This window comes from Paenibacillus sp. FSL K6-0108, from assembly GCF_045040695.1.
Taxonomy (GTDB): domain Bacteria; phylum Bacillota; class Bacilli; order Paenibacillales; family Paenibacillaceae; genus Paenibacillus; species Paenibacillus pabuli_B.
In genome coordinates, this window is the sequence record NZ_CP150288.1 from 1,688,797 (window position 1) to 1,712,654 (window position 23,858).

The following is a 23,858-nucleotide window of genomic DNA, read 5'->3' on the forward strand; positions in this document are numbered from 1 at the left end:
AAAGACTGGTTTGCACATTTGCAATTCACTCAACAGTTGTTATTCCAAAAGTAGAAATATCGTCTCGAATGATGAAGCGATATTCAAATTCATTACGGACAGTCGCTCCATCAAATTCACTCTGGTTTACGTCGCGATCCAATATGCCAATGTCCTGAATCACGTCTTGCGCATCATTATACGTGTACTCATTATTGGTTGTCAGAATAAGTGTAGCGATAGCAGTCAGAAAGATTCCACCCGTTGGTTCGCTGACATCACCAGTCCTGTACAACCTGACGTCTTGAACTTTTTGATCTGAATTTAAATTACCAACCAATCGTAAATCATCATTGAATACATATTCGAAAGCGCCAGTGTCCTGGCCTGATGATTCTTTCATATTCAAGCGGGTAATACTCAAACCATTTAGTCGGTATTTGCCCACGGCGCCATTAAACTTGTTTTTGAATTCGTCCGTGGTTATATGTAAGCCAGAGGCATTCGTTTGGTCTAGAGGTGCATAATCTTTCTCTGTTATAGCTGGGCCAGATTCGTGTTTCTCCGTCGGATTTGTCCCGGATGATTGCGGAGGATTTGAAGATAAAGCCAGCATGCCATACATTCCTATTGAAGCAATTACAAAACATGCCGCTGTTAGCATCACATGCCTTACCGCTATTTGGTTATGTTTTCTTATGGATAAGACCATCAAAACAAGAAATACGAAGAAAGCCATAAAGCCTAGGATAAATAGTATTGTAAACAGATATTTCAAATTCTCACCTCGTAATACATTGTTATTTCGTACCCTCATTATAGTGTTCCTTTGGAAAACTTTAAACCCGTACTCGCCATTTTAAAAAAGACTGCTGGCATACGGCCAGCTATTCTGTTACTTGTACACTAATGAAGGCGAGCAGACTAAAGAGATGACCCCTATGCAATACAGGAACCATCTCTTAAGTGTGGTCTAATCTTCCTTTTAAGTAGCTGTCAGTTCGTTAGCCTTAATTGCTATCTAATCAGCCATGATCCAGACGATCTCGGCAATACGCACGAAGAATTTTCTGTTTCTTTCCTCCAGTACAACATGGTCATGTTTAACAGTAACCACACATCCATCCAGTCTACCACGAGTCGTTTCCAGTATAACCACTTTTCCCACCAGGGACATCAGACTTTCGACTACGCAATGATCCACTGGATGAACGACAATGTTATGAGGCATGTGGGGCACATAATGTGAGTTAGCCATTGGATGCATCATTGGATAATTATTCAAGAAAAAACCTCCCAAATCATTTATACGGTATCCTATGCGATTGCCTACCCAAATGACTGGGCGTTTGCCTACTTTGGAATCCAATCACAGAGTTTCGCTGAACAGCACATAAAAATTGATCTTCTTTTCATCTTCATTTCAGATTCCATTAAGGTAGCAAGGGTAAGATAAGTCTTGTAAACCCCTTCTCGTGTTAAATAGATGTGTGACTAGCCCTGTCGGATTGTCCGGCGGGGCACTTTTTTTCTTCATTTCATCGGTTGATGGTATGATAGATGAATACATAAATGCCCGTAATGGAGGGATGGTCCGTGGACTCCAGCCTGCATCCGCTGTTCAGACCCATTCAGATGAATGGGACAGTTAGAAACACGTATTATATTGAGCAAATACCTTCTATTTCCCTTATGGCTCATGTAGCCTGTTATTGGGAATCGGGTTCTATTCCGCACCTGGGGGAGCAAGATCAGGAACCTGTATCCGTGCCCGCTCGGGTATTGCCGGATGGCTGCACGGACATGCTGATTTCATACGACTCGGTCCGCTCGGCTCATTCCTACGCCTACTGTGGAAATTATTCACATCCATTCGCTGTGCCTAAGGCATCTGATGTAAATCCTTCTGCAGATTACACATTTGGCGTACGTTTTTTTCCAGGTGGGGCGTACGTCTTTCACGGTTTGCCATTGGAAGGATTTACGGACATGCGAATTCCGCTTGAGGAATGTTGGCCAGTCCGATTGAATGAGCTTCAGGAGCGGATGGCTGGAACAAAAACCTTTGAAGAACGAGTTCAGGTTATGAATGCCTATCTGAGTCCGCTGTCCGTGCAAACCAACACTTACGAGAACGATTTGATGAAGAACGCGTTGTATCGCATCTTTATCAATGGGGGACGTATGAGTGTCAGCGAGCTGGCAATGCGAGAGGTTGTCAGTGAACGCCAGCTGCATCGGAAGTTCGCAGAATGGGTTGGGATTAGTCCAAAGCGATTTAGTGAGGTGGTTCGTTTTCACCGTGTCCTGGGCAATATTCATCAGGGGCATGAGGCGGATGGGGCAGCACTGGCTCTGAATCATGGCTTTTTTGACCAAGCCCATCTGATTCGTCAATTCCGCAAGTTCTATGGAGATACCCCGCTGACAGCAGCCAAAGAACATCATCTGATCTTGTCCGATTTGTACAATAAATCGGCTGGTCAATCCGTTATGCTAAAAACGTGAGAATAATAGTAAAGGAGATATCATATATGAATGGAACATTGCAAATTCGGGATCATCTGCTCCGTGAATTGGAGACGGGAGTACGTACAGGGGCGAGCTTAATCCGCCTGATCCGACCAGAAGATTGGGCTTATCGCCCGCAGGACAATATGCGTTCTTTGGTAGAACTGGTCCATCATTTTATTCAGATCACCGCGTCGGACCTTGCGATTATGCAGGAGAAGAGTGAAGCGGAGGTTGGTTTGGTAGAGAATAGCCTGGCAGGGATCGAAGATGTTGAAAAACTGGAGGCAGCACTTTGGAGCAATTTGGAAGCCTACAAGGCTTATATTGTATCACTGAGCGAAGAGGATCTGTTGAACCGCTCAACCAAAGCTTTCTATATGGAGCATGGTCATTTGCAGGCTCAATGGCAAATTGAGACGCTAACACATGTATTCCATCACCGTTCACAGTTGTATAATTACCTCAAACAGCAGGGGCATGAGTTGAACTTTTTCATGCTGTATGCTTAGTAATCTTAAAATATAAGTTTCATGTAAGTAGCTTCGCCGGATGATCTGGCGGGGCTTTTTGATTACTTTAGTCTAGCATCTCTATCAAAATGGACGTTATCACACGGTCATTTTACCGTTACATTAATAGATTCCAGGCATAGAATACCGTATCAAAGCAAAAGGAGGTGATTTCCATGGCCATCCTTTTACCGCAACAGTTCTATGCTTTGGCTGCAAGCGTGGGTAAATCGTATTATGAGAACCTTGCTGGGGGCACGAATGCCAGCATCACAGTGAACAATAATGGTCCGTTCCCGGTAGACCTGGTTGTGACTCGTGTTGATGCTCCAGTGATCACGTATTTGATCCCTGCTGGCAACAGCCTTACGTTGTCTGTTGATTTGCTGCTCGTAGCTGCTTTGTTGACGACTCCGTCAGGTGCTTCAACAGGCACGATTCAAATCGCAACAGCTGATTTCTAATGAATGCAGCATGCTTTGTGAACCTCTGTCGGACGGGTTGTCGGCAGAGGTTTTTCTCTTTTTTTTGTGGATGTATCTGGGGTGGAAGTGATATTATACTAGGGTATTTATAAATTTAAGTAGTTGTTATAAGAATGATCGATATTCTTATATCAAAACGAAAGGGAGATTGAATTTTGAAAAAGATGTTGTTGTACGTTTTAGGATTGACCTTGTGTTTATCATTGTTCATGTCTCCGCACGCTTCGGATGCAGCCTCTTCAATGAGTACTTTGGAGCTTGGAAATGGAGTCACTTATTATGGTGAAACCAAGAATGGCAAGCCTCATGGCTATGGGACGATGACCTGGGGAAAGAGCAAGACTTATAAGGGAAACTGGATAGCAGGAAAACGTTCAGGACAAGGTACGTATAAAGTAGTTACACGTGGAGAGGACAGCATTACTGAGCTTAAATATGAGGGGTTCTGGAAGAATGATAAAAAAGAAGGGAAGGGTGAGTTGCTTATTAAAGAAATTTCGCTGACAGGTGAAATGCAGGAAGCAAGAATCCAAACCGGAACATTTACGAAAGATCAGTGGATTACAGGGTATGAGGTTCGACATATTACTGTGGCAGACCCTCCTTATTCTTTTGTTTACAAGGATTCAAATATGAGTCTTAAAATTTTGGGAGATGCCGGAAATATTTTAGATGGATTGAAGGATGGTTATTTCTTTTCATTTACATATCAAAAAGGAAAAGTATACAAAGATGTCGGTGTTGGGGATGAATTCAGTCAGAAGCAATTTAGTTCTTTTATCAAAAGTGTAGAAAAAGAGATTAAGCCTCATATCAATCAGTTTGAGAAACTGGCTCAGAAATTATAGCTATTAATTTTAGTAATATAATGGCTACACAAATTTTTGTTTACTAAGGCAGCTATTCGAGTAATTTATTGTAGAAGTACTAGTAGACTGATGTTGTGAAACAGGAGGTTATTGGACGATGAAAAGAACAACTTTTCTTGAAACTGAGCGGCTCGTTTTCTCGACATGGAATGAAGAAGATCGTGCTCTGGCTTCTGCTCTATGGGGAGATCCTGAGGTAACGAAGTGGATTAGCAGCAAAGGATTTCTGAGTGAGGATGAAGTGGAAGCACGGTTGACACAGGAGATAAAAAGGCAAGAAGAGGTGGGAGTGCAATATTGGCCCCTCTTTGAGAAAGATTCGGAAGTATTTGTGGGTTGCTGTGGTTTGCGCCCTTATTCTCCAGAAGAAGAGATATATGAACTGGGATTTCATCTTACCCGGGATAATTGGGGCAAGGGCTACGCCATGGAGGCGGCACGGGCGGTGATTGACTATGCATTTGGGGAACGGAAGGTTAAAGCGTTGTTTGCGGGGCATCATCCAGATAATGAAGTGTCACGTCACATGTTATCCAAGCTGGGATTCCAATATGTACGCGATGAGCGATATGAACCGACAGGACTGATGCACCCGTCCTATTTACTGAAAAAGGAGTAATATATCGGCCATTCAGAGCAGTGCAAAGTCTTTAAATATATAGCTTGATTGAATGGATAGCAGGGGTTACCGTAATTTTTTGGTAAATGGGTTTTCATCGTTTTTTTATTTCATTTTCAGCTTCTATTAAGGTAGCAGAGGTAAGATTATTTTTGTAAACCCCTTCTCGTGTTAGATAGATGTGTGACTGACCTCGCCGGACGCCGGTGAGGTATTTTTTTGTTTTTTTTTCATATAAAACACATAAACAAACTTAAACAAAAATAAATGAAGTGTATTTATCTGTTTATTATTGACTTACAAAGATAAACAAAGGTATAATGAATGTGAAAAAAGGAACTTACTATGAACGTGACAGCCATTCTATTTTGATCATAAGGAGAGAAGGATGATGAACGTGACCCTTACCACTGAAACAACGCAGGCTGCTGGATTCCATATCCCATTTGTCCGTGAGATGGCGGAGATTACTCAACATATGTGGAAAAACGGGTGGGATGAACGCAATGGCGGAAATGTCAGCTATTTGCTGGAGGAAGAGGAGGTCGCTCAATATATCGATATCAATCATGTGATCCGCAAAATCAAACCTGCCTTTTCGATGCATGAGCTGGCAGGCAAGTATGTTATTGTGACAGCTTCGGGCAAATATTTCAAAAATGTACTGGCTGATCCAGAGAGCAATCTGGGGTTGCTGCGTGTATCGAAGGATGGACAGGAGCTGGAAGTGCTTTGGGGGCTAAAGTCGGGGGCGAACCCAACGAGTGAATTGCCTACGCATGTTATGAGTCATATCGAACGTCTGAAAGTTGACCCGAAACACCGGGTTGTGATGCACAACCATGCGACCAATGTGCTGGCAATGACCTTTATCCACGAATTGGATGAACTGAAATTTACAAAGACGCTGTGGCAGATGTGTACCGAATGTGTTGTCGTATTCCCTGACGGTGTGGGTATTATTCCGTGGATGGTGCCTGGATCGAATGAAATTGGACGGCAAACGGCTGAGAAAATGAAGGAATACCACGCAGTCATCTGGCCGCAGCATGGGATTTTTGGAACGGGTACAACGATTGATGAAGCCTTTGGTCTTATCGAGACTATTGAGAAGGCAGCACAGGTGTATATGTTGGTTGCAGGTCATGAGATCAAACAGAGAATTACGGATCAGCAGTTAGCTACACTGGCTCAGGCTTTCGGTGTCACTCCGCGTCCCGGCATCTTGGGCATGGAGATTTGACGGGTCGAGATCGAATAAAAGAAAGAGCTTCAACACAGCCTAATATAAATGGTCTTTGGTTTATTAAAACCGAAGGCCATTTCCTTTTTTTCGGCGAACAAACGCCGTTTTGATTCAAAAAAGTTCAAAAAGCTAATAAAGCGAGGCTTTGTTATCCATTATTGAATCGTAGGATGCATTATCACACGCTGGCGAAATTCGGGTGAAATGACGTATTGTCAACGGCTCGGCGATTTTGCATAATAACAATGCTTCACAGATGAAAGACGGAAGGAAGTTATGATCATGCTTGGCAAAATGAAGAGAATCTTAATAGGCAAGCCTATGAAATCGGCTGAATTGGATGCAGAAAAATTGGGGAAATGGAAGGCGCTCGCCATTCTGTCCTCCGATGCACTATCGTCCGTTGCCTACGGTACGGAACAGATTTTATTGGTGCTTGTTGCGGCCGGATTTGCCGCCTTGTGGTACTCTGTTCCAATCTCCATCGCCGTGTTGGGATTACTCGTCATTTTAATTTTTTCCTACCGCCAGACGATTTTTGCTTATCCAACAGGAGGCGGCGCGTATATCGTAGCCAAGGATAACCTCGGTACGGCTCCGAGCCTGATTGCCGGAGGATCATTGCTGGTCGATTATATTCTGACTGTTGCGGTAAGTTCGTCTGCAGGGACCGATGCGATTACATCCGCTTTTCCGATGCTTCATGATTACAGCGTAGTCATTGCACTGATCATGATTGTATTTCTGACCATTATGAATTTGCGGGGAGTGACGGAATCTGCTTCCGTACTGGCGATCCCCATATATCTGTTTATCTTTTCGATTGCGATTCTGATTATATCCGGAGGCATCAAATTTCTCGCGGGTGGCATGGAAGCTGCAGCCCCTGAATTCGGAACAAGTATGTCTCATGTGAGCCTGTTTCTGCTGCTGAAGGCATTCAGCTCGGGGTGTTCGGCCTTGACAGGGGTTGAGGCGGTGAGTAACGCCATTCCGAACTTCAAACAGCCTGCCGAGAAAAATGCAGCGGGAACCTTGATGCTTATGGGATGTATTCTGGGCGCCATGTTTATCGGGATTACGTTACTTGCTTATGGTTACGGGGTGAAGCCTGATCCGAAGGCGACAGTCATTTCCCAGATAGCTGAAGCCACATTTGGCAGGGGCACGATGTATTTTATTATTCAGGGTGTAACGGCATTGATCCTGTTCCTAGCGGCGAATACGGCGTATTCAGCTTTCCCGCTGTTGTCCTTCATGATGGCAAAGGATAAATATATGCCGCATATGTTTATGGTCAGAGGAGACCGCCTGGGCTTCTCGAACGGGATTATTTTTCTCAGTGTGATGTCTGCCGTGCTGGTTGTCGGATTCAAAGGAAATACGGAAAGCCTGATTCCGCTCTACGCCGTAGGCGTGTTCATTCCATTCACTCTGTCGCAGCTGGGCATGATGATTCGCTGGATCAAAGTCAAACCAACCGGCTGGGGCGTGAAACTGCTCGTTAATACGATTGGGATGCTGACCACACTGTCGATTACATTGATTTTTATATTCACCAAGTTCACGCAAACATGGGTTATCTTTATTTTCCTGCCACTTGTTGTCTATGTGTTCATGCGCATTCACCGTCATTACTGCAACATCGCGGATGAATTGCGGATTGATATCAAGCTGGAGAAACCGGTAAGAAAGGGAAATACAATCGTCATTCCGGTGGCAGGCATTACGAGGGTGGTGATGAACACCATTTCATACGCCCAGACAATGTCAGATCACGTGGTTGCCTTATATATTGGATTCGACGATGAAGCTATCCGCAAGATGGAGCAGAAGTGGGAAGAGTGGAACCCTGGCGTTCGCCTGGTTGTCATTAAATCGAGATACCGCAGCATTATGGGGCCGCTCAAAAAGTTTATTGATACCGTGGAATGGAAGACGGCCGAGACGGACCATATCACGATTCTAATACCGCAGTTCATCACCAAGCATTGGTGGCAAAATGTACTGCACAATCAGACTAGCTTCATGATCCGCGCTTATCTGATTAATTACAAAGACGTGATTGTCACGACCGTGCCGTACCATCTCAATCGTTAGAAAGCATCGCCTACAATGGCACAGGCGATGCGATGGTAATGGCGAAGGCGATGACACGGTGTAAAACGTGTATTACATTTGTTTACATGCAATTCATTGGAGCGGTTATTTATAGAAGTTCCGTAATTCACCATTTACGTTAATACTAAATATCCAGTTTTCTGTTAAATATGTTTTGTTTATAATTCATCGTTTGTTTAACTTCTCTTTACACACCAAACCGCACGAACATTCCTGAATGATGGGAGTTCTTGCGGTTTTTTTTACTGTTTACTAATCCTGGATGGTGCCTTTTGAACCTCCCTAGTTTGGTAAAGACGCTTGTCTACGATTAACGCTGCGTTGATTCAGAGTGGATGCTGCTGTGACAGTTGGCTTTTACACTAGATCATGTGGGTGATGAAGTTCACACACCGAATGCGTAGATCAAGGGGGAAGAAAATCCGATGAGTGAGCTTGACAACCGGATCGGCTTGCCTGCTGCCAGACGGCGCGTAAGGGGTACGAGTCAACGCCGGACAGCTTCGCTGCGAGTACAGCGGATGCGGGAGAATATGCTGGCCTATGGTTTCCTGGCACCATCGCTGCTTTTATTTGCAGTGTTTCTGTTTTATCCGATGTTTAAGTCGGTGTACCTGAGTCTGCATTCCACTGACCCTACCGGACAGATTGCAGCTTATGTGGGACTGGACAATTTCAAGGCGGTATTCCAGTCCGGACTTTTCCTGCAAGGTATGAAAGTGACGCTGCTATTTGTCCTGTTTACCGTGCCAACCGGCATGCTGGCAGCTCTGATTCTGGCGGCATTAACACACAACCGTTTCAAAGGAATGCGCATATTCCAGTTTGTGTTCTCTCTGCCCGTGGTATTGTCTGTCGGTTCGTCGGCGGTCATCTGGAAGTTTCTGTTTCATCCGACCTTGGGCATGCTGAATTATTTATTAGGAAAAGTTGGAATCGATCCAATTCCCTGGCTGACCAGCCCGGATTGGGCTTTGATATCGATCTCCATTATGACGATTTGGATGAATCTCGGATTCAATTACATCATTTTATCCAGCGGATTGCAGGGCATCCCGGATGAAATTTATGAGAGCGCAAAGATTGATGGTGCAGGACCTTTGCTTACTTTTCGCAAAATTTCGATGCCGCTGTTGTCGCCAACCCTGTTTTTCGTCACTGTGGTATCGATCATTGGTGCGTTCCAATCATTTGGACAGATCAACATTCTAACCCGTGGTGGCCCGATGGACAGTACCAATGTATTCGTCTATTCCATCTATCAGGAAGCCTTCGTTAATTTCCGCTTTGGAACAGGCAGTGCGCAGGCGCTTATTCTGTTCGCGGTCATTATGCTGCTGACCCTGATTCAGTTCAAATGGGTGGAAAGGAAAGTGCATTACCAATGAGAACATCATGGACCAAAACATTGCTGTATGTGTTGCTTACAATCTGTGCGGCACTTGTGCTGTATCCGGTGCTGTACACCTTTTTCATGGCGGTCATGACGCCGGAGGATGCCAGTGCGTATCCGCCTCATATCATCCCGCAATCCATCGACCTGTCCAATTTCACGGAAGTATTCGATATTGTTCCGATTGGTTCGTTTATCGGCAATACATTCCTGGTCGCGGGACTGACGATGCTTGGTCAGCTTGTAACAGCGAGCATGGCAGCCTATGCCTTCGCGAAAATGGAGTTTAAGGGCAAGAACGTCATCTTTAGCATGTTTGTGGCGACGATGATGATTCCTTGGGAAGTCACCATGATCCCAAACTATCTGACGGTGCGCAGTTGGGGATGGCTAGATACGTATCAGGGGCTGACCATTCCGTTTCTGGCAACAGCATTTGGTACATTCCTGCTAAGACAATTTTTCATGCAGCTTCCAAAAGAGTTGTTTGAAGCGGCGAAGATCGATGGCTGCGGGCACATCCGGTATTTTGTATCCCATGTCCTGCCATTGTCCCGCCCGGCACTTGGAACATTGGCGATCTACTCGTTCCTGAGCATGTACAACTCCTATCTATGGCCGCTGCTCGTCACAAATACGCCGGAGATGAGAACAGTACAAATCGGGATCTCCATGCTGGAGTTCCAGGAATCCACAGCATGGAATCTGGTGTTTGCCGGCACAGCGCTTGTGATTTTACCGTCGCTGCTGCTTCTGGTTTTCGGTTTGAAACAGCTTGTCCGGGGTATGGCCGCAGGCGCCCTGAAGGGTTGATTCAGTTAAAAGTTTTATGGATTTACGGGTTTGTGGTTTGGATACCCAGGAGCGAATAAACAAGGCCTCACTCTTGAAATATGTTCTTTGAAGCCTGCAAAAGTAGTGGAGGGGACGAAATCGATTCTGTAGAAGCGAAGCGTTCGCCTTTATCACCGGATTTTCCCCTTTGAGGGAGATGAAAAAAATCCGGTGATAACAGCGATCAAAAGAACGATTCGTAACCGTAACGGCCACCTTGCAGAAGTTAAAGCACTTATTGTGACGTGAGCCTCAAAAAAAGGAGAGCGATTATGATCGGGTTTTGTTTGAAAAAAAGAGGAACATTTGCATTGATGTTGGCTGCACTTATGCTGGTATTGTCCGCTTGCGGCGGAAAAACCGAAACGACAAGCACAACAGGCGGAGCGCAGGCGGATGCCGCAGCTGCTGAACCGGTACAACTGACATGGTGGCATTCGATGTCGGGTGCAGGAGAGAAAGCCATTAATCAACTCGCTTCCGATTTTAACACAAGTCACCCGGACATTCAGGTGAAGGCAATCTATCAGGGGAAATATGATGAGAGCCTGAACAAACTCAAAGCTTCCATGGGCTCGGACAGTGGTCCGGATATTATCCAGGTGTACGAGATCGGCAGCAAATTCATGATCGATTCGGGAATGATTACGCCGGTACAGCAATTCATCGATAAAGACAAGTTCGACTTGTCTCAACTGGAGCCGAATATCATCCGTTATTACACCATTGATGGCAAATTAAACGCGATGCCGTTCAACACATCGAACCCGATTCTGTATTACAACAAGGACATGTTCAAAGCAGCTGGTTTGGACCCGGAGAACCCGCCTAAGACATACGAGGAGTTTGAGCAAGCCGCCAAAGCGTTGGCGAAAGACGGTAAACCAGGCGCATCGATGGCTATCTATGGCTGGTTTATGGAACAGTTCTTCGCGAACCAGAATGCAGATTATGTAAACAATGGTAACGGAAGAACCGATGCAGCAACGGAATCCATGCTGAACTCCGAAGCTGGTGTGAAGACGTTGACATGGTGGAAAAAGATGATGGACGAGAAAACTGTCTCCAATCTGGGACGTAGCACAGACGATACAACCGCTGCATTTACCGCACAGCAAATCGGCATGACCCTGGATTCCACCGCTGGATTGCGCAAAATTGTAGAGGGCGCTGGTGGCAAGTTTGAGCTGGGAACAGGCTTCCTGCCGCGTCCGGCAGATGCCAAAGAAGGCGGCGTCGTTGTTGGTGGCGCAAGCTTGTACATCATGAACAACAAATCCGAGGCTCAACAGCAAGCCGCTTGGGAATTTATCAAGTACCTGGCTACACCTGAGGTACAAGCCAATTGGAGCGTTGCGACAGGATACTTCCCTATTACGACAGCAGCCTACGATGAGCAAGTATTAAAGGATAATATGGCGAAGTACCCGCAGTTCCAGACAGCAGTCGACCAATTGCACGCTTCCGCTGATTCGACAGCAACATCCGGGGCCGTAATGGGTGTATTTCCCGAAGCCCGTCAAATTGTCGAAGGAGCGATTGAGACCGTTCTGAATGGACAAGGTACTCCGCAAGACGCATTGGATGCAGCAGCGAAGCAAATTACAGACAAGATTGCGCAGTATAACAGCACGGTGAAGAAGTAACATATTGGTTTGCAGCAGGAAGAACTCTACGCTGGATATAGCAAAATTGAAATGTATGGCTTAACTTATGATGTCATAACGAGTGAGGCGTATGCGATGGTCAACACTGACTGTCGCATCGTTTTTCTGTGAAAAGATCTAGGGCCAAATCGTTTTAAGGCGAATTGGCTATAGGGATATCTATCAATATATGTCGAATACAGAGATTTTCATCTCTCTTATGTTAGTTTAGGTCACCCAATGTAGGCTGTTATACACAAAAAATCACTATTGAAGCATTGAATATGACATATAAAAGCTGTAAAGTAGTACTTTTTTACTTGTTTTTATTTTTATTCGTCCATTTTGTAATGTGTATGTTCTAATTTGTGTCATTATAAAAGAATATTGTTTACACGTAATAGAAGTTCAGTTATCTTATATTTGAACTAATGTACAAGCTCTTTGAACAAATGATTGTAAATCCAAAAACATGGGGGTAGGTAAAAGATGCATGTTCTGCAAATGAAGAGGTGGCTCAGGTTGTTCCTGGCCATGGTCCTGCTCATCACGGGTGCCATTCCGGCTGGAATGTTCAGCAGTAAGGCAGACGCGGCAGATGAGCCGTTAACGGTTGCTCAGGCAATAGCTCGCAACAATGATGGATTACCGGGGACAGTAGAAGGATACGTTATCGGGTATTTTAACAATAATTCAAAAAACCAACTTCAAACGGAAGCCCCGTTTAGCGGAGGAAGCAATTTCGGAATTGCTGATACGCCAGGGGAAACGGATCTAAGCAAGATTATGTCTGTTCAAATTCCTAATGAGACCTCAGTGCGTGACATATTTGGATTAAATAAAAATCCCGAGCTTTTTGGAAAAAAAGTAAGGATAACCAATGCAACGCTAGCTTCCTATCTTGCTCTTCCTGGCCTCAAATACATTGACTCCACATCAACAACCTTCCAACTGATCGATGAGACTCCTGTAACTAAAGTGGCAAACGTCACAGCTAATCCTACTTCCGGTGCTGTTCCAACAGGAACGCAGGTTACATTGGAAACAGCTACTGTCGGTGCAACTGTATACTACAAACAGAATACGGATGTTGATTATCTTCCCTATACCGTGCCCATCACGGTAAATGATGCAACTCACATTGAAACCTACGCAGCCAAAGAAGGGATCGACAATAGCGATGTTACCAATTTTGACTACACCATCGTTGATAACAGCCCTATTTCCATCTCTGAAGCAAGAAATGCAACTGAAAATACGACCGTTACCGTTCAAGGCATTGTAACCTACAGCGAATTATCCGGCAGTGTATCCAATCTGTATATTCAGGATAACGATGCCGGGATCGTTGTGCGCGGTAATGCTTCTGGTGTGGAAGTGGGAGACCGAATTGAAGCCTACGGCCCAATTACGATCTACAACGGCCTTGTCCAGGTTGAAGCAAGCAAATCGGGATTTCAGGGGGGATATATCCGGACTGTCGAAAAGTCACAGGATCTACCTTCACCTGTATCGCTCAATTCTTCCCATTTTGCTCCCGGTGCGGGGGGAAGTAAGGGTTCTGGAGGGCAGTATGAAGGGATGCTTGTCGAAGTAAACAATATTCAAGTGACAAAAAGCAACACGCCCACTTACACGGCGACAGATGAACATGGCGGGGAAATGCTGATTTATGCCAAAAACAGCCCGTCTGCTCTCTCCGTTGGCAAATCGTATCATAAAGTGACAGGGGTCTTGACTTACCATTCCACTTACGGTCTGGAGCTGATTCCTCGAACGGCGTCGGATATTCTGGAGGATTTGCTCTCCGTAACAGCGAGCACACCTTCCGGTGGCATTGTAAAAGGAACGGAAGTTAGGTTGTCTTCTCCTTATGTAGGTTCCCAAATTTTCTATACACTGGACGGTTCTGAACCAACTGTGAATTCGACGGAATACACACAGCCTATTACAATCAATCAAGATCAAATCATTAAAGCTGTTGCCACTGCGGATAGCAGAGTAAGCGCCATTTTTTCTTTTGAGTATACTGCGGTGGATCGAATTGATGGTGTGCGTATTCACGAAATTCAGGGGGCAGGCCATTACTCCATTTATGATGGAATGAAAGTACAAAATGTAGAAGGGATTGTTACATCTGTAGTTAATGCAGATTCGTTCTATATGCAATCCATTCCTGATCAGGAAGATGGAAATCCGGCAACTTCTGAGGGGATTTTAATCTATAAAAAAGGTCATGGAATGAAAGTCCAGCATCAGGTTAAGGTTTCAGGTCAAGTCAAAGAGTATGCAGCGAGTGCAACAGATCTGCCAACCACAGAAATTGTAGCTTCCGAGATTACGTTGGAACAACCCAATGTTGAATTGCCACAACCCGTAATTATTGGGAAAGGTGGTCGCGTAATACCGAATGTCATTGATTCAGATGGATTGAGCGAATTCAACCCGGACATGGATGCTATAGACTTTTATGAAAGTATAGAAGGCATGTGCATTCAGTTAGATAATGCTACTATTCTTGGACCTTATTCCTACAATCCTGGATTAGCAGTGACCGTAGACAACGGACCTAACAATCCATTGCGGACTCCGGTAGGAGGCGTGATTTTACGTGGAGACGGAACAGGAGATTTTGAAAGTTCTCTAAATCCTCAACGCTTGTTCATTAATAAAAAACCTTCTCAAGCTGTAACTACGGGTGATAAATTTACAGGCCCGATCACTGGTGTGATTTCTTATTCGAGTGGTAATTATAAGGTCAACTTGGAAGGCGATTTACCTCCGATTACATCCAGTGGTTTAAAACAGGCAACAACCTCCATTGAGCCGCAACAAGACAAGCTGACCATAGCAACGTTTAACGTGGAGAATTTCAGTAAAAAGGATGCAACCCGTGGAAATAAAATCGGAAAGATTATCGTTAACAATCTAAAAAGTCCTGACATCATAGGGATCATGGAAGTTCAGGATAACGATGGCGCAACAGATAGTGGAAACACAGATGCGAGTGAAAGCTTTAAAACGCTTCTGGATGCAATTAAAAGTAATAATGGGCCAAGCTATCAGTATACCGATATTGCACCGCTAAATAATATGGATGGTGGAGCAACCGGAGGCAACATTCGTGTAGGGTTCCTGTACAATCCGGATCGGGTATCCTTGAAAGCGGGTACCAAGGGTGATGCAAACACAGCACTGTCCCTTGATGCAAGTGGAAACCTGTCGCTAAATCCAGGGCGCGTTCAACCGGATAATGTCGCTTTCAAAACTTCAAGAAAACCGCTCGCGGCAGAGTTTGAATTTAATGGTGAACGTGTGGTGGTTATCGCTAACCATTTCAATTCCAAGGGTGGGGATTTAGCCCCATTTGGTAATGTCCAGCCTGCAACCCGCAGCAGTGAAGTACAACGTGCGCAGCAAGCCGCGATTGTCAATGAATTTGTATCGGAATTAATCGACAAGGATCCTGAGGTAAATGTCGCAGTTCTCGGAGACTTCAATGACTTCCAGTTCTCCAAAACACTGAGTATTGTTGAAGGGAATGAACTGGACAATCTGGTAAACAAACTGCCAGAGAACAAGCGTTATTCCTACATCTATGACGGAAACTCTCAGACACTGGATCACATTCTGGTGAGCAAAAATCTGTCCGAAACAGCTGCGATCGAAGCGGTTCATGTGAATGCTGACTTCGAAGATTCACATGGGCGTGTCAGTGACCATGATCCGCTGCTTGCGCAGCTAAGCATTGGAAACGCGGTAGAAGAAGGCGACTTCAACCTGCGTGTATTGCACACGAATGATACGCACGCGCATCTGGATAACATCCCGCGCCGCGTAACAGCCATTAAGGAAACACGTAATGATAACACCCTGGTGCTGGATGCAGGGGACGTATTTTCTGGAACATTGTATTTCAATCTCTTTAACGGTCTGGCCGATCTGGAGTTCATGAACATGATCGGATACGATGCCATGACCTTCGGGAACCATGAGTTTGATAAGGGGCCTAGCGTACTCAAAGCGTTTATTGAACAAGCGAACTTCCCATTCGTGAGTGCGAATATTGACTATACGAAGGATGCGAATTTGGGTGGCCTGTACAACAGTAACATCGGAAATCCAGGCGAGAATTCGCAAATCTATCCGGCCATTATTACTGAAGTAAACGGCGAGAAGGTCGGAATCTTTGGCTTGACGACACCGGATACTGTATCCCTGTCATCACCGGGAGATGATCTGAAGTTTAAGGATTACAAAGCAAGTGCTCAGGCAACAGTGAACATGCTGCAAGATGAAGGCATCAACAAAATCATTGCGCTGACGCATCTGGGTTACTCGGAAGATTTGAAGCTGGCGGAAGCGGTGCAAGGCATCGACATCGTAGTTGGTGGTCATTCACACACTATTCTGAACAAACCTGTGGTTGTAGATACACACACTGATCCGACGCTGGTTGTACAGACAGGTGAATATGACGTTTCCCTTGGCCTACTGGATGTAACGTTTGACGAACAAGGCGTATTGAAAACATGGAACGGCAAATTGCTGAACCTGGATGCGAAGAATGCCACCGGTCAATATGTATACGCTAATGATCCGGAAGCAGCAAAGAAACTGGAAAGCTATGCAAAACCTCTAGAAGAGTTCAAAAAAGAAGTTATTGGTAAAACAAACGTATTCCTTGATGGAGAACGCGGCAGTGTGCGCAAGCAGGAAACCAACCTTGGGGACCTGATGACAGACGGCATGCTAGAGAAAGTGAAATCCATTGTGAAAGAAAACGACGTTAAAGGATATGTAGCCATCCAAAATGGCGGAGGCATTCGGGCGTCATTCCAAAAAGGAGATATTACGTTGGGTGATTTATTAACCGTAATGCCATTCGGAAATAACCTGTCTGCGCTTAAAATGACAGGTAAGGAAATTACGGCAGCGCTGGAAAATGGCGTGAGCGGTGTGGAAACAGGTGAAGGGCGCTTCCCGCAGGTTTCAGGCATGCGTTTCTACTATGATTCCACCAAGCAAGGCGAGAAAGTTGATGCAACAACGAATACGGTGACCCAAGTTGGTCAACGCGTGCTCAAAGTACAGATTAAAAATGCCAATGGCACGTACACGGACATTGATCCAAACGGATACTACATTGTAGCCACCAACTCGTTTATGGCTAACGGAGGAGACTTCTACCGCGCCATGAGAGCAGCGAAAGATGATAACCGCTACTATGAACTGAATCTGGTGGATTATGAAATCTTCCATGAACATCTGGACCGTGTAGGTGAAGTCAATCAGATGACGGAAGGACGAATTACGGATCTGAAGGGATCTCCACTTCCAGGTGACGGGAATGGAAGCAACCCTGGTAATGGTGGTGGAGACAACGGAAGTAATCCGGGTAGTGGCAATAGCGGTGGGGGTACAACGACACCAACAACACCTGTAACACCAACGGATCCAACCACTCCGACGAAGCCTACAACACCTTCCGTTCCGGGTAATGGAAATGGTGGAGGGACTACACCAACCAATCCGGGTATGATTTTGAAAGATATCGGCAATCACTGGGCAGCAGCTGCCATTGAGCAGGCCATTTCCCGGGGAATTGTGAACGGATATCAGGACGGTAATTTCCGTCCAAATGCACCGGCAACACGCGCCGAGTTCATTGTCATGCTGGCAAGAGCATTTGAACTTCCAGCTAGCAGTAAGGCGTTGACGTTCAAGGATGCTTCCAAAATTCCGGCATGGGCACAGTCCTTTATTGCTCAGGCTGTGGAGCAAGGAATCATCAGTGGATACACGGATGAGACATTCCGTGCATCTGGCAAAGTATCACGTATGGAGATGACGGTGATGCTTGTAAGAGCACTTGGACTTCCAGTTGAATCGAATGCCGCATTAACCTTTGCAGATGCGAATAAAGTACCTGCATGGGCTGTACCTTATATCGCAGCTGCATCTGATGCAGGATTGGTGAAAGGCACAGGCAAGAACCTGTTTAACCCGCTCGCTGAAGCAACTCGTGCTGAAGTTGTAACCCTGTTGATCTCAGCAAGTGAGTTTCAGGCGAAGTAATTAAAGATTTGCTGCTCTGCTCATATAGAGGAAGCGATGACCAGTTTTAGCCTGAGAGGTTGGAACGCTTAGACTGAATAATGCGTAAACTCTTTCTTAACGAAAACAGCTTGCAGACTCCCATCTGCAGCTGTTTTTTTACTATTTAATGACTGTTCATTTTTACCAGAGGAAGGTATAGTAGACAGGATTATATGGAAGGAGTGTTGACATGCAAGATCAACCGGTTTTAATCGCACTATTGGCTATTGCCGCAGGGATTTTCAGTCTGTTGGGTGGAATCAACAATTGGGATTGGTTTATGAAGAGTTTTAGAGCAGGTCTCTTTGTGAAAACGATTGGACGCCAGGGTGCAAGAGTCGTGTATGGCATTTTTGGAATTGTGCTGATTACCATTGGTGTATTGTTGTTGCTGATTGGGCAAGCGTAGAAAAAAAGTAAAAGAAAAGTAAACGAAAAGATAATGTGCAAAGCCTGATTACATAATTCAGCTTCAGAGCTTTATTGTAGAAGGTAACGATTAGTATGTTTAGCTTTAACCTTGAGATTTACAAAGTTAGTTGAGTAGGTTTGAAGACACACCTTAGTAAAAGTTACACTAAAAAAGACCACCGAAAAATTTCGGTGGTCTTTTTGCCAAATTCAGGTTTATCCATCTCAATCTGGTTTAATTATCTTTTAAATCTTCAATGGAATTGATGTCCATATAGGTTGGTACAACCAGGCCTGTTTTGGCACCGTCCATATTTGGACCGAGATCATCGATCTGATCCTTGTATTTGTTGTAATAATCTGCAGAGGTGAGAGGCAACCATGCAGCAGGAGTTGCATCTACATCACCATTGGCAATGCCGGTCCACATTGGACCGATTTCCACTTGAAGGGAGGTTACTTTGTAACCCAGTTTTTCTTTCAGAATGTACTCCAGCAAGTTGGTACTTGCAATCTCGGAGTCCCAGGCTACGTAACTCAGTTTAATGGAATCTCCATTCACTGGGGTCAGACCTTTGGTCCATTCAGCCACTTTGTCACTATGCTTCTCGGCAAAAGCTGCTGCGGCTTTTTGGGGATCTTCCCCGTTTTGAATGGCGACCATGATTTCACCCATATCCTCAGGTGTCCAAGAGAAGCGATCCAGGAATTCATAAGCGACAGGTTTGTCTTCCTTTAACCCTTTGCGGGCAATGGTATGAATTTGTTCTGCTTCACCGTAGACGCCTTCTGGATCGTCCAGGTATTTCAGGTCATATGCGTTGAACATCCAATGCGGTGTCCAACCGGTAACGATAATCGGTTCTTTATTCTTAACGGCTTTATCCAGTGTAGCTGTCATTGCAGCTCCTGAACCTTCAACCAGTTTCCAGTCAGACAAACCGTATTTCTCAATGGCACTCGCTGTGGATTTCATAATTCCGGCACCAGGATCGATACCGATAATTTGGTGATTCACTTCATTACCCACATTGGCATTCGCCGATGGAGTCGAGGAAGAAGCACCTGTTTCCAGGTCTGCAATCGAATTAACGTCTGTCATGTACGCAGGAACAACGAGCCCTGTACGTACACCGGTCATGTTGGCACCCAGATCATCCACCTGGTCTTTGTAACGTTCCCAGTAGTCAGCGTGAGTCAATGGCAGCCAGGCTGCAGGAGAGGCATCTACGTCGCCTGAGGCGACACCCGTCCACATCGGTCCAGCTTCAACTTGCAGGGCGTTAACTTTATAGCCAAGTTTGGTTTCCATAACATATTTCAACAGGTTGGTACTCGCGATCTCGGAATCCCAGGCTACATAGCTAAGTTTAAATGCATCACCGTTAACTGGCGTCAGACCTTTGGTCCATTCGTCAATCTGGTCTGCATGTTTCTCAGCGTAGTCTTTGGCGGCTTCTTCCGGAGATGTACCATTCTGGATGGCACTCATCATTTCGCCCATTTCATCGGATGTCCATTGGAAGCGGGACAGAAATTCATAAGCAACCGGGTGATCCTCTTTCAGACCTTTACGTGCAATGGTGTGAATTTCTTCTGCATCACCGAAAGATTTCTCCGGATCGTCCAGATATTTCAGATCATACTTGTTGAACATCCAGTGCGGAGTCCAGCCTGTAATTATGATTGGTTGTTCTGCTTTAATGGCTTTGTCCAGTGTGGCAGTCATCGCTGCACCAGATCCTTCGATTAGGGTCCAGTCCGTCAGGTTATAATCTTTGATGGCTTTGGCTGTAGACTTCATAATGCCAGCACCCGGGTCAATGCCGATAATCTGATAATTGACTTCTTCACCTACAGCATTAGCTGATGTGTTATTACCACCGGCAGAAGTATTGCCACCAGTAAAGTATTGTGAGAAACCAGCAACAAGTACAATCAGCGTTGCCGCAGCCGTAATCCAGGCTTTTTGTTTCGACGAGATGCGTGAGGTCTTCTTACGACCTGGCATAAACAGATTTTGCGTGAAACGGTCAAGCACAATTGCGAGTACCACAACAGCCAGACCTGCTTCAAAACCTTTACCGATCTGCAGCTGTGTTACCGCACGATAGACTTCCGCACCAATACCCTGTGCACCGATCATGGAAGCAATAACAACCATGGACAGTGACAGCATGATGGTTTGGTTAATCCCTGACATTACGGTAGGCAATGCCAGTGGAAGCTGCACTTTGAACAACTTTTGCATGGAAGTAGAACCAAAAGCGTCTGCTGCTTCAACCAGTTCACCGGATACCTGCTTAATTCCGAGGTGAGTCAGGCGAATCGTAGGTGGAATCGCAAAGATAACGGATGCAATAACACCGGGAACCACACCGAGGCTGAAGAAAGTTACAGCTGGCAGCAAGTAGACAAATGCAGGCATGGTCTGCATAAAGTCTAGCAATGGTGTAATAATCCGAGCCGCAGTTTTGCTGTATGCGAGCCAGATTCCGATGGGAACACCTAGCAGAATGGAGATTAATCCTGACGTAATAACGAGCCCCAAAGTATCCATCGATTGGGACCAGTATCCGAGGTTATCTACAAGTAAGAATCCGATAACCGTAAACAGAGTCAATGGTAATCGGCCAACAAGATATGCCAATACTCCAAGGATTACAATAAACAGGAGCGGATGGGGGAGCATGAACAACCCGGAGAAAAATCCGACAACCTCTTGAATGACAACGGAAATGACTTTAAACAATCCAGAGAGCGAAGAGCTCATCCAGTCAACAATCGCTTCAATCCACGATGCTAGTGGTATTTTGGGAATCATTCGCAAGTTCCTCCTTTACTGCAACTTCACCGCTTAGTGCGCCAAGCAGGGCACCGCGGACGATAACACCTTGCAGACGGCCATTTTCGCCAACAACAGCGAGTGGCACATGGGCGGAACTTACGATTTCGAACAATTCATGAATCAGGGTCTCAGGTGATACCGTCGGCCCATCCGTGATCAGAATGTCGTTCAACACTTTGTTTTCGCGCATCGCGCGGGTTGCATCTTCTGCTGTAATAACACCAAGCAGCTTCTTCGAACGGTCAATGACAAACAGGTTGGAAATACCACGTTCGCGCATTAATTCGAGGGCAACACGAGGACCGCGGTCAAGCGTAATCGTTTCAGGACGTCGCATAACATGAGATGCGGTAAGGACCTTGGACAAGTCCACGTCTTCGACGAAGCGGGCCACATATGAGTTGGCCGGTTGAATCATGATTTCTTCCGGAGTACCGATCTGCACAACTGCGCCGTCTTTCATGAGGGCAATACGATCGCCGATGCGCAGCGCTTCGTCCAAGTCATGGGTAATGAAAATAATGGTCTTTTTCATTTTATCCTGAAGCTCAATCAGCTCATCCTGCATATCACGACGAATCAGTGGATCAAGTGCACTGAATGCTTCATCCATTAGCAGTACTTCCGGATCATTCGCCAGCGCACGGGCCAAACCTACACGCTGCTGCATCCCGCCACTCAGCTCATCCGGCATTTTATCTTCCCAGCCTTTGAGGCCAACCAGTTCAAGCGACGTTTTTGCCTTTTCCCGACGCTTATCTTTATCTACCTTTTGAACTTCGAGTCCATACTCCACATTATCGAGAACGGTACGGTGCGGGAATAACGCAAATTTCTGGAATACCATGCTGATCGTTTTCCGACGCACTTCGCGCAATTGTTCCTTGTTCATCTTACGCAGATCTTTACCATGGACGAGAATCTCTCCCGATGTAGGTTCAATCAGACGATTGAACATTCGAACAAGTGTCGACTTCCCACTTCCGGACAGTCCCATGATGACGAAAATTTCACCTTCCTGAATCTCCATGTTGACCCGGTTGACACCAACCGTTATCTGTTTTTCTTTGGCCAACTTTTCTTTGCCCCAACCTTGCTCCAGTAATTGCAGACCTTGCTCGGTTTGGGGGCCAAACAGTTTACTTACATTCTTTACTTCAAGTATGGTCATGTTTTCACCCCTTCTGATGTGTTGTGCACTTCGAACGGCTTTCAGCATCCACAAGCCCATACACTTGTGCGCCCAGCCACGAAATCCGGTAATTGTTGCTTCGCTTCCCGTCTTTCTGGGTAACGTTTTGTATTCTAACAATACTTAACCTGTATAGCAACCGAATAAACAGTACATAATGTTTGTACAGTAAAAACTGTACAAAGTTTTTCGTCCATATGCTCCGTCATTCTCCTTATTCTGGCTAATATGACACCTTTACATTTGATATCGCTTTTCCTACAATAGAAAATGTGCTGAATCTAAGCCGTTTTTTTTGGTTAAAAGATAGTCGTAGGCGGTTGCAACTTGGTAAAGCTCCCATAAATACATTGGATAACCTAAAGCCTGTTGGCATATAGGATGTCCTGCCGGATACTTTCCCATGTAAGCAGGATCTTAAACAGTTGCAATTATTTTGCCAAGACTGGGAATGTTCAGAATGGAGGTTGCAAGCATGAGCTTGGACCATTTACAAGAGGAACAGCAGGCAACCGTTCTTAGAATCCGTAAACGCGTCATTGAAGCCATTGGACGTAATATGGATCTCTACGGCGTTACGCTGTCCACGGGACACTTATATGGATTGCTTTTTTTTGCAGACAAACCTATGACCCTTGACGATATGGGCCGGGAAATGGAAATGAGCAAAACAAGCATGAGTACCGGCGTACGTACACTGCTGGATCTAAAAATGGTGAATAAAGTATGGAGCAAAGGCTCCCGGAAAGACCTATATGAAGTGGAGTATGACTGGCATCAGACGTTTACGGATTATTTTGTGATTAAATGGAGAAAAGCTGTGGAGAGTAACCTTCAGGTCCTGCGCAAATCCATTGATGAACTGAATCGTTTGATTACTGAACTGGACGAACAAACGGATGCTGAGCTTCTTCACATTCTTAAGGAAGACAAGCATAAGGTGCTTCAAGCAGAAGCCTATTACAAATGGCTGGATCGTTTGATTGATACCATGGAAGATGAGGAAATATACAAATTGGTTCCAAAGGAAGAAATCAAGGAACATTAATAACAGTAATGCAAAGGGCCCTTTCCGAATCGGAGAGGGCTCTTT

General features: G+C 45.3%; 17 protein-coding genes. 13 read left to right on the top strand and 4 right to left on the bottom strand.

Annotated features, from left to right (window positions below; all coding sequences use genetic code 11):
- Window positions 1–25: 25 nt before the first annotated feature.
- Window positions 26–757, bottom strand: coding sequence for a hypothetical protein (locus MHB49_RS07635; RefSeq protein ID WP_405155669.1), 732 nt, complete (start codon window positions 755–757; stop codon window positions 26–28).
- A gap of 243 nt (window positions 758–1,000) precedes the next feature.
- The gene (locus MHB49_RS07640; RefSeq protein ID WP_405155670.1) at window positions 1,001–1,264 is read right to left on the bottom strand and encodes a DUF2642 domain-containing protein; all 264 of its coding nucleotides are present in this window, start codon (window positions 1,262–1,264) and stop codon (window positions 1,001–1,003) included.
- A 296-nt stretch (window positions 1,265–1,560) separates the two neighbouring features.
- On the opposite strand from MHB49_RS07640, the gene MHB49_RS07645 reads away from it, so the two are divergent.
- The 12 genes from MHB49_RS07645 (at window position 1,561) to MHB49_RS07700 (ending at window position 18,723) form a co-directional block, all read left to right on the top strand.
- A complete protein-coding gene (locus MHB49_RS07645) occupies window positions 1,561–2,487 on the top strand; it encodes a helix-turn-helix domain-containing protein (protein ID WP_405155671.1) in 927 nt (308 codons plus the stop codon).
- Between the two features lie 26 nt (window positions 2,488–2,513).
- Window positions 2,514–3,002, top strand: coding sequence for a DinB family protein (locus tag MHB49_RS07650; protein ID WP_405155672.1), 489 nt, complete (start codon window positions 2,514–2,516; stop codon window positions 3,000–3,002).
- Window positions 3,003–3,178: 176 nt separating this feature from the next.
- Window positions 3,179–3,466 carry a hypothetical protein gene (locus tag MHB49_RS07655; RefSeq protein WP_247901283.1) on the top strand — a complete coding sequence of 96 codons (288 nt, stop codon included), beginning with the start codon at window positions 3,179–3,181 and terminating at the stop codon, window positions 3,464–3,466.
- Window positions 3,467–3,651: 185 nt separating this feature from the next.
- Entirely contained in the window at window positions 3,652–4,335 is a 684-nt protein-coding gene (locus MHB49_RS07660) for a hypothetical protein (protein ID WP_405157074.1), read from the top strand.
- A 118-nt stretch (window positions 4,336–4,453) separates the two neighbouring features.
- A complete protein-coding gene (locus tag MHB49_RS07665) occupies window positions 4,454–4,975 on the top strand; it encodes a GNAT family N-acetyltransferase (RefSeq protein ID WP_405155673.1) in 522 nt (173 codons plus the stop codon).
- Between the two features lie 391 nt (window positions 4,976–5,366).
- A complete protein-coding gene (gene rhaD / locus MHB49_RS07670; protein WP_405157075.1) occupies window positions 5,367–6,218 on the top strand; it encodes a rhamnulose-1-phosphate aldolase in 852 nt (283 codons plus the stop codon).
- Between the two features lie 285 nt (window positions 6,219–6,503).
- Complete coding sequence (locus MHB49_RS07675; protein WP_405155674.1) at window positions 6,504–8,321, top strand: APC family permease; 1,818 nt, start codon at window positions 6,504–6,506, stop codon at window positions 8,319–8,321.
- 542 nt (window positions 8,322–8,863) lie between these two features.
- Complete coding sequence (locus MHB49_RS07680; RefSeq protein WP_371129256.1) at window positions 8,864–9,730, top strand: carbohydrate ABC transporter permease; 867 nt, start codon at window positions 8,864–8,866, stop codon at window positions 9,728–9,730.
- Window positions 9,727–10,548: a carbohydrate ABC transporter permease gene (locus MHB49_RS07685; protein ID WP_405155675.1), complete on the top strand. Its 822-nt coding sequence runs from the start codon at window positions 9,727–9,729 to the stop codon at window positions 10,546–10,548. Before MHB49_RS07680 ends, MHB49_RS07685 begins: the two co-directional genes overlap by 4 nt.
- A 293-nt stretch (window positions 10,549–10,841) precedes the next feature.
- Window positions 10,842–12,215, top strand: a complete 1,374-nt coding sequence (locus MHB49_RS07690; protein WP_405155676.1) for an ABC transporter substrate-binding protein — start codon at window positions 10,842–10,844, stop codon at window positions 12,213–12,215.
- Window positions 12,216–12,704: 489 nt separating this feature from the next.
- Entirely contained in the window at window positions 12,705–18,293 is a 5,589-nt protein-coding gene (locus MHB49_RS07695) for an S-layer homology domain-containing protein (protein ID WP_405155677.1), read from the top strand.
- Window positions 18,294–18,504: 211 nt separating this feature from the next.
- Window positions 18,505–18,723 (top strand): immunity 17 family protein, encoded by a 219-nt coding sequence (locus MHB49_RS07700; protein ID WP_405155678.1) that lies wholly within the window; start codon window positions 18,505–18,507, stop codon window positions 18,721–18,723.
- A 237-nt stretch (window positions 18,724–18,960) separates the two neighbouring features.
- Here MHB49_RS07700 and MHB49_RS07705 read toward each other — a convergent pair whose 3' ends face one another.
- Together MHB49_RS07705 and MHB49_RS07710 are read right to left on the bottom strand one after the other, a co-directional pair.
- Window positions 18,961–21,549, bottom strand: a complete 2,589-nt coding sequence (locus MHB49_RS07705; protein WP_405155679.1) for a glycine betaine ABC transporter substrate-binding protein — start codon at window positions 21,547–21,549, stop codon at window positions 18,961–18,963.
- Entirely contained in the window at window positions 21,515–22,744 is a 1,230-nt protein-coding gene (locus MHB49_RS07710; RefSeq protein WP_247901291.1) for a glycine betaine/L-proline ABC transporter ATP-binding protein, read from the bottom strand. The genes MHB49_RS07705 and MHB49_RS07710 overlap by 35 nt, the downstream gene beginning before the upstream one ends.
- Window positions 22,745–23,240: 496 nt before the next feature.
- Here MHB49_RS07710 and MHB49_RS07715 point away from each other — a divergent pair, with 496 nt between their 5' ends.
- Window positions 23,241–23,813, top strand: a complete 573-nt coding sequence (locus tag MHB49_RS07715) for a GbsR/MarR family transcriptional regulator (RefSeq protein WP_405155680.1) — start codon at window positions 23,241–23,243, stop codon at window positions 23,811–23,813.
- Window positions 23,814–23,858: the final 45 nt, after the last annotated feature.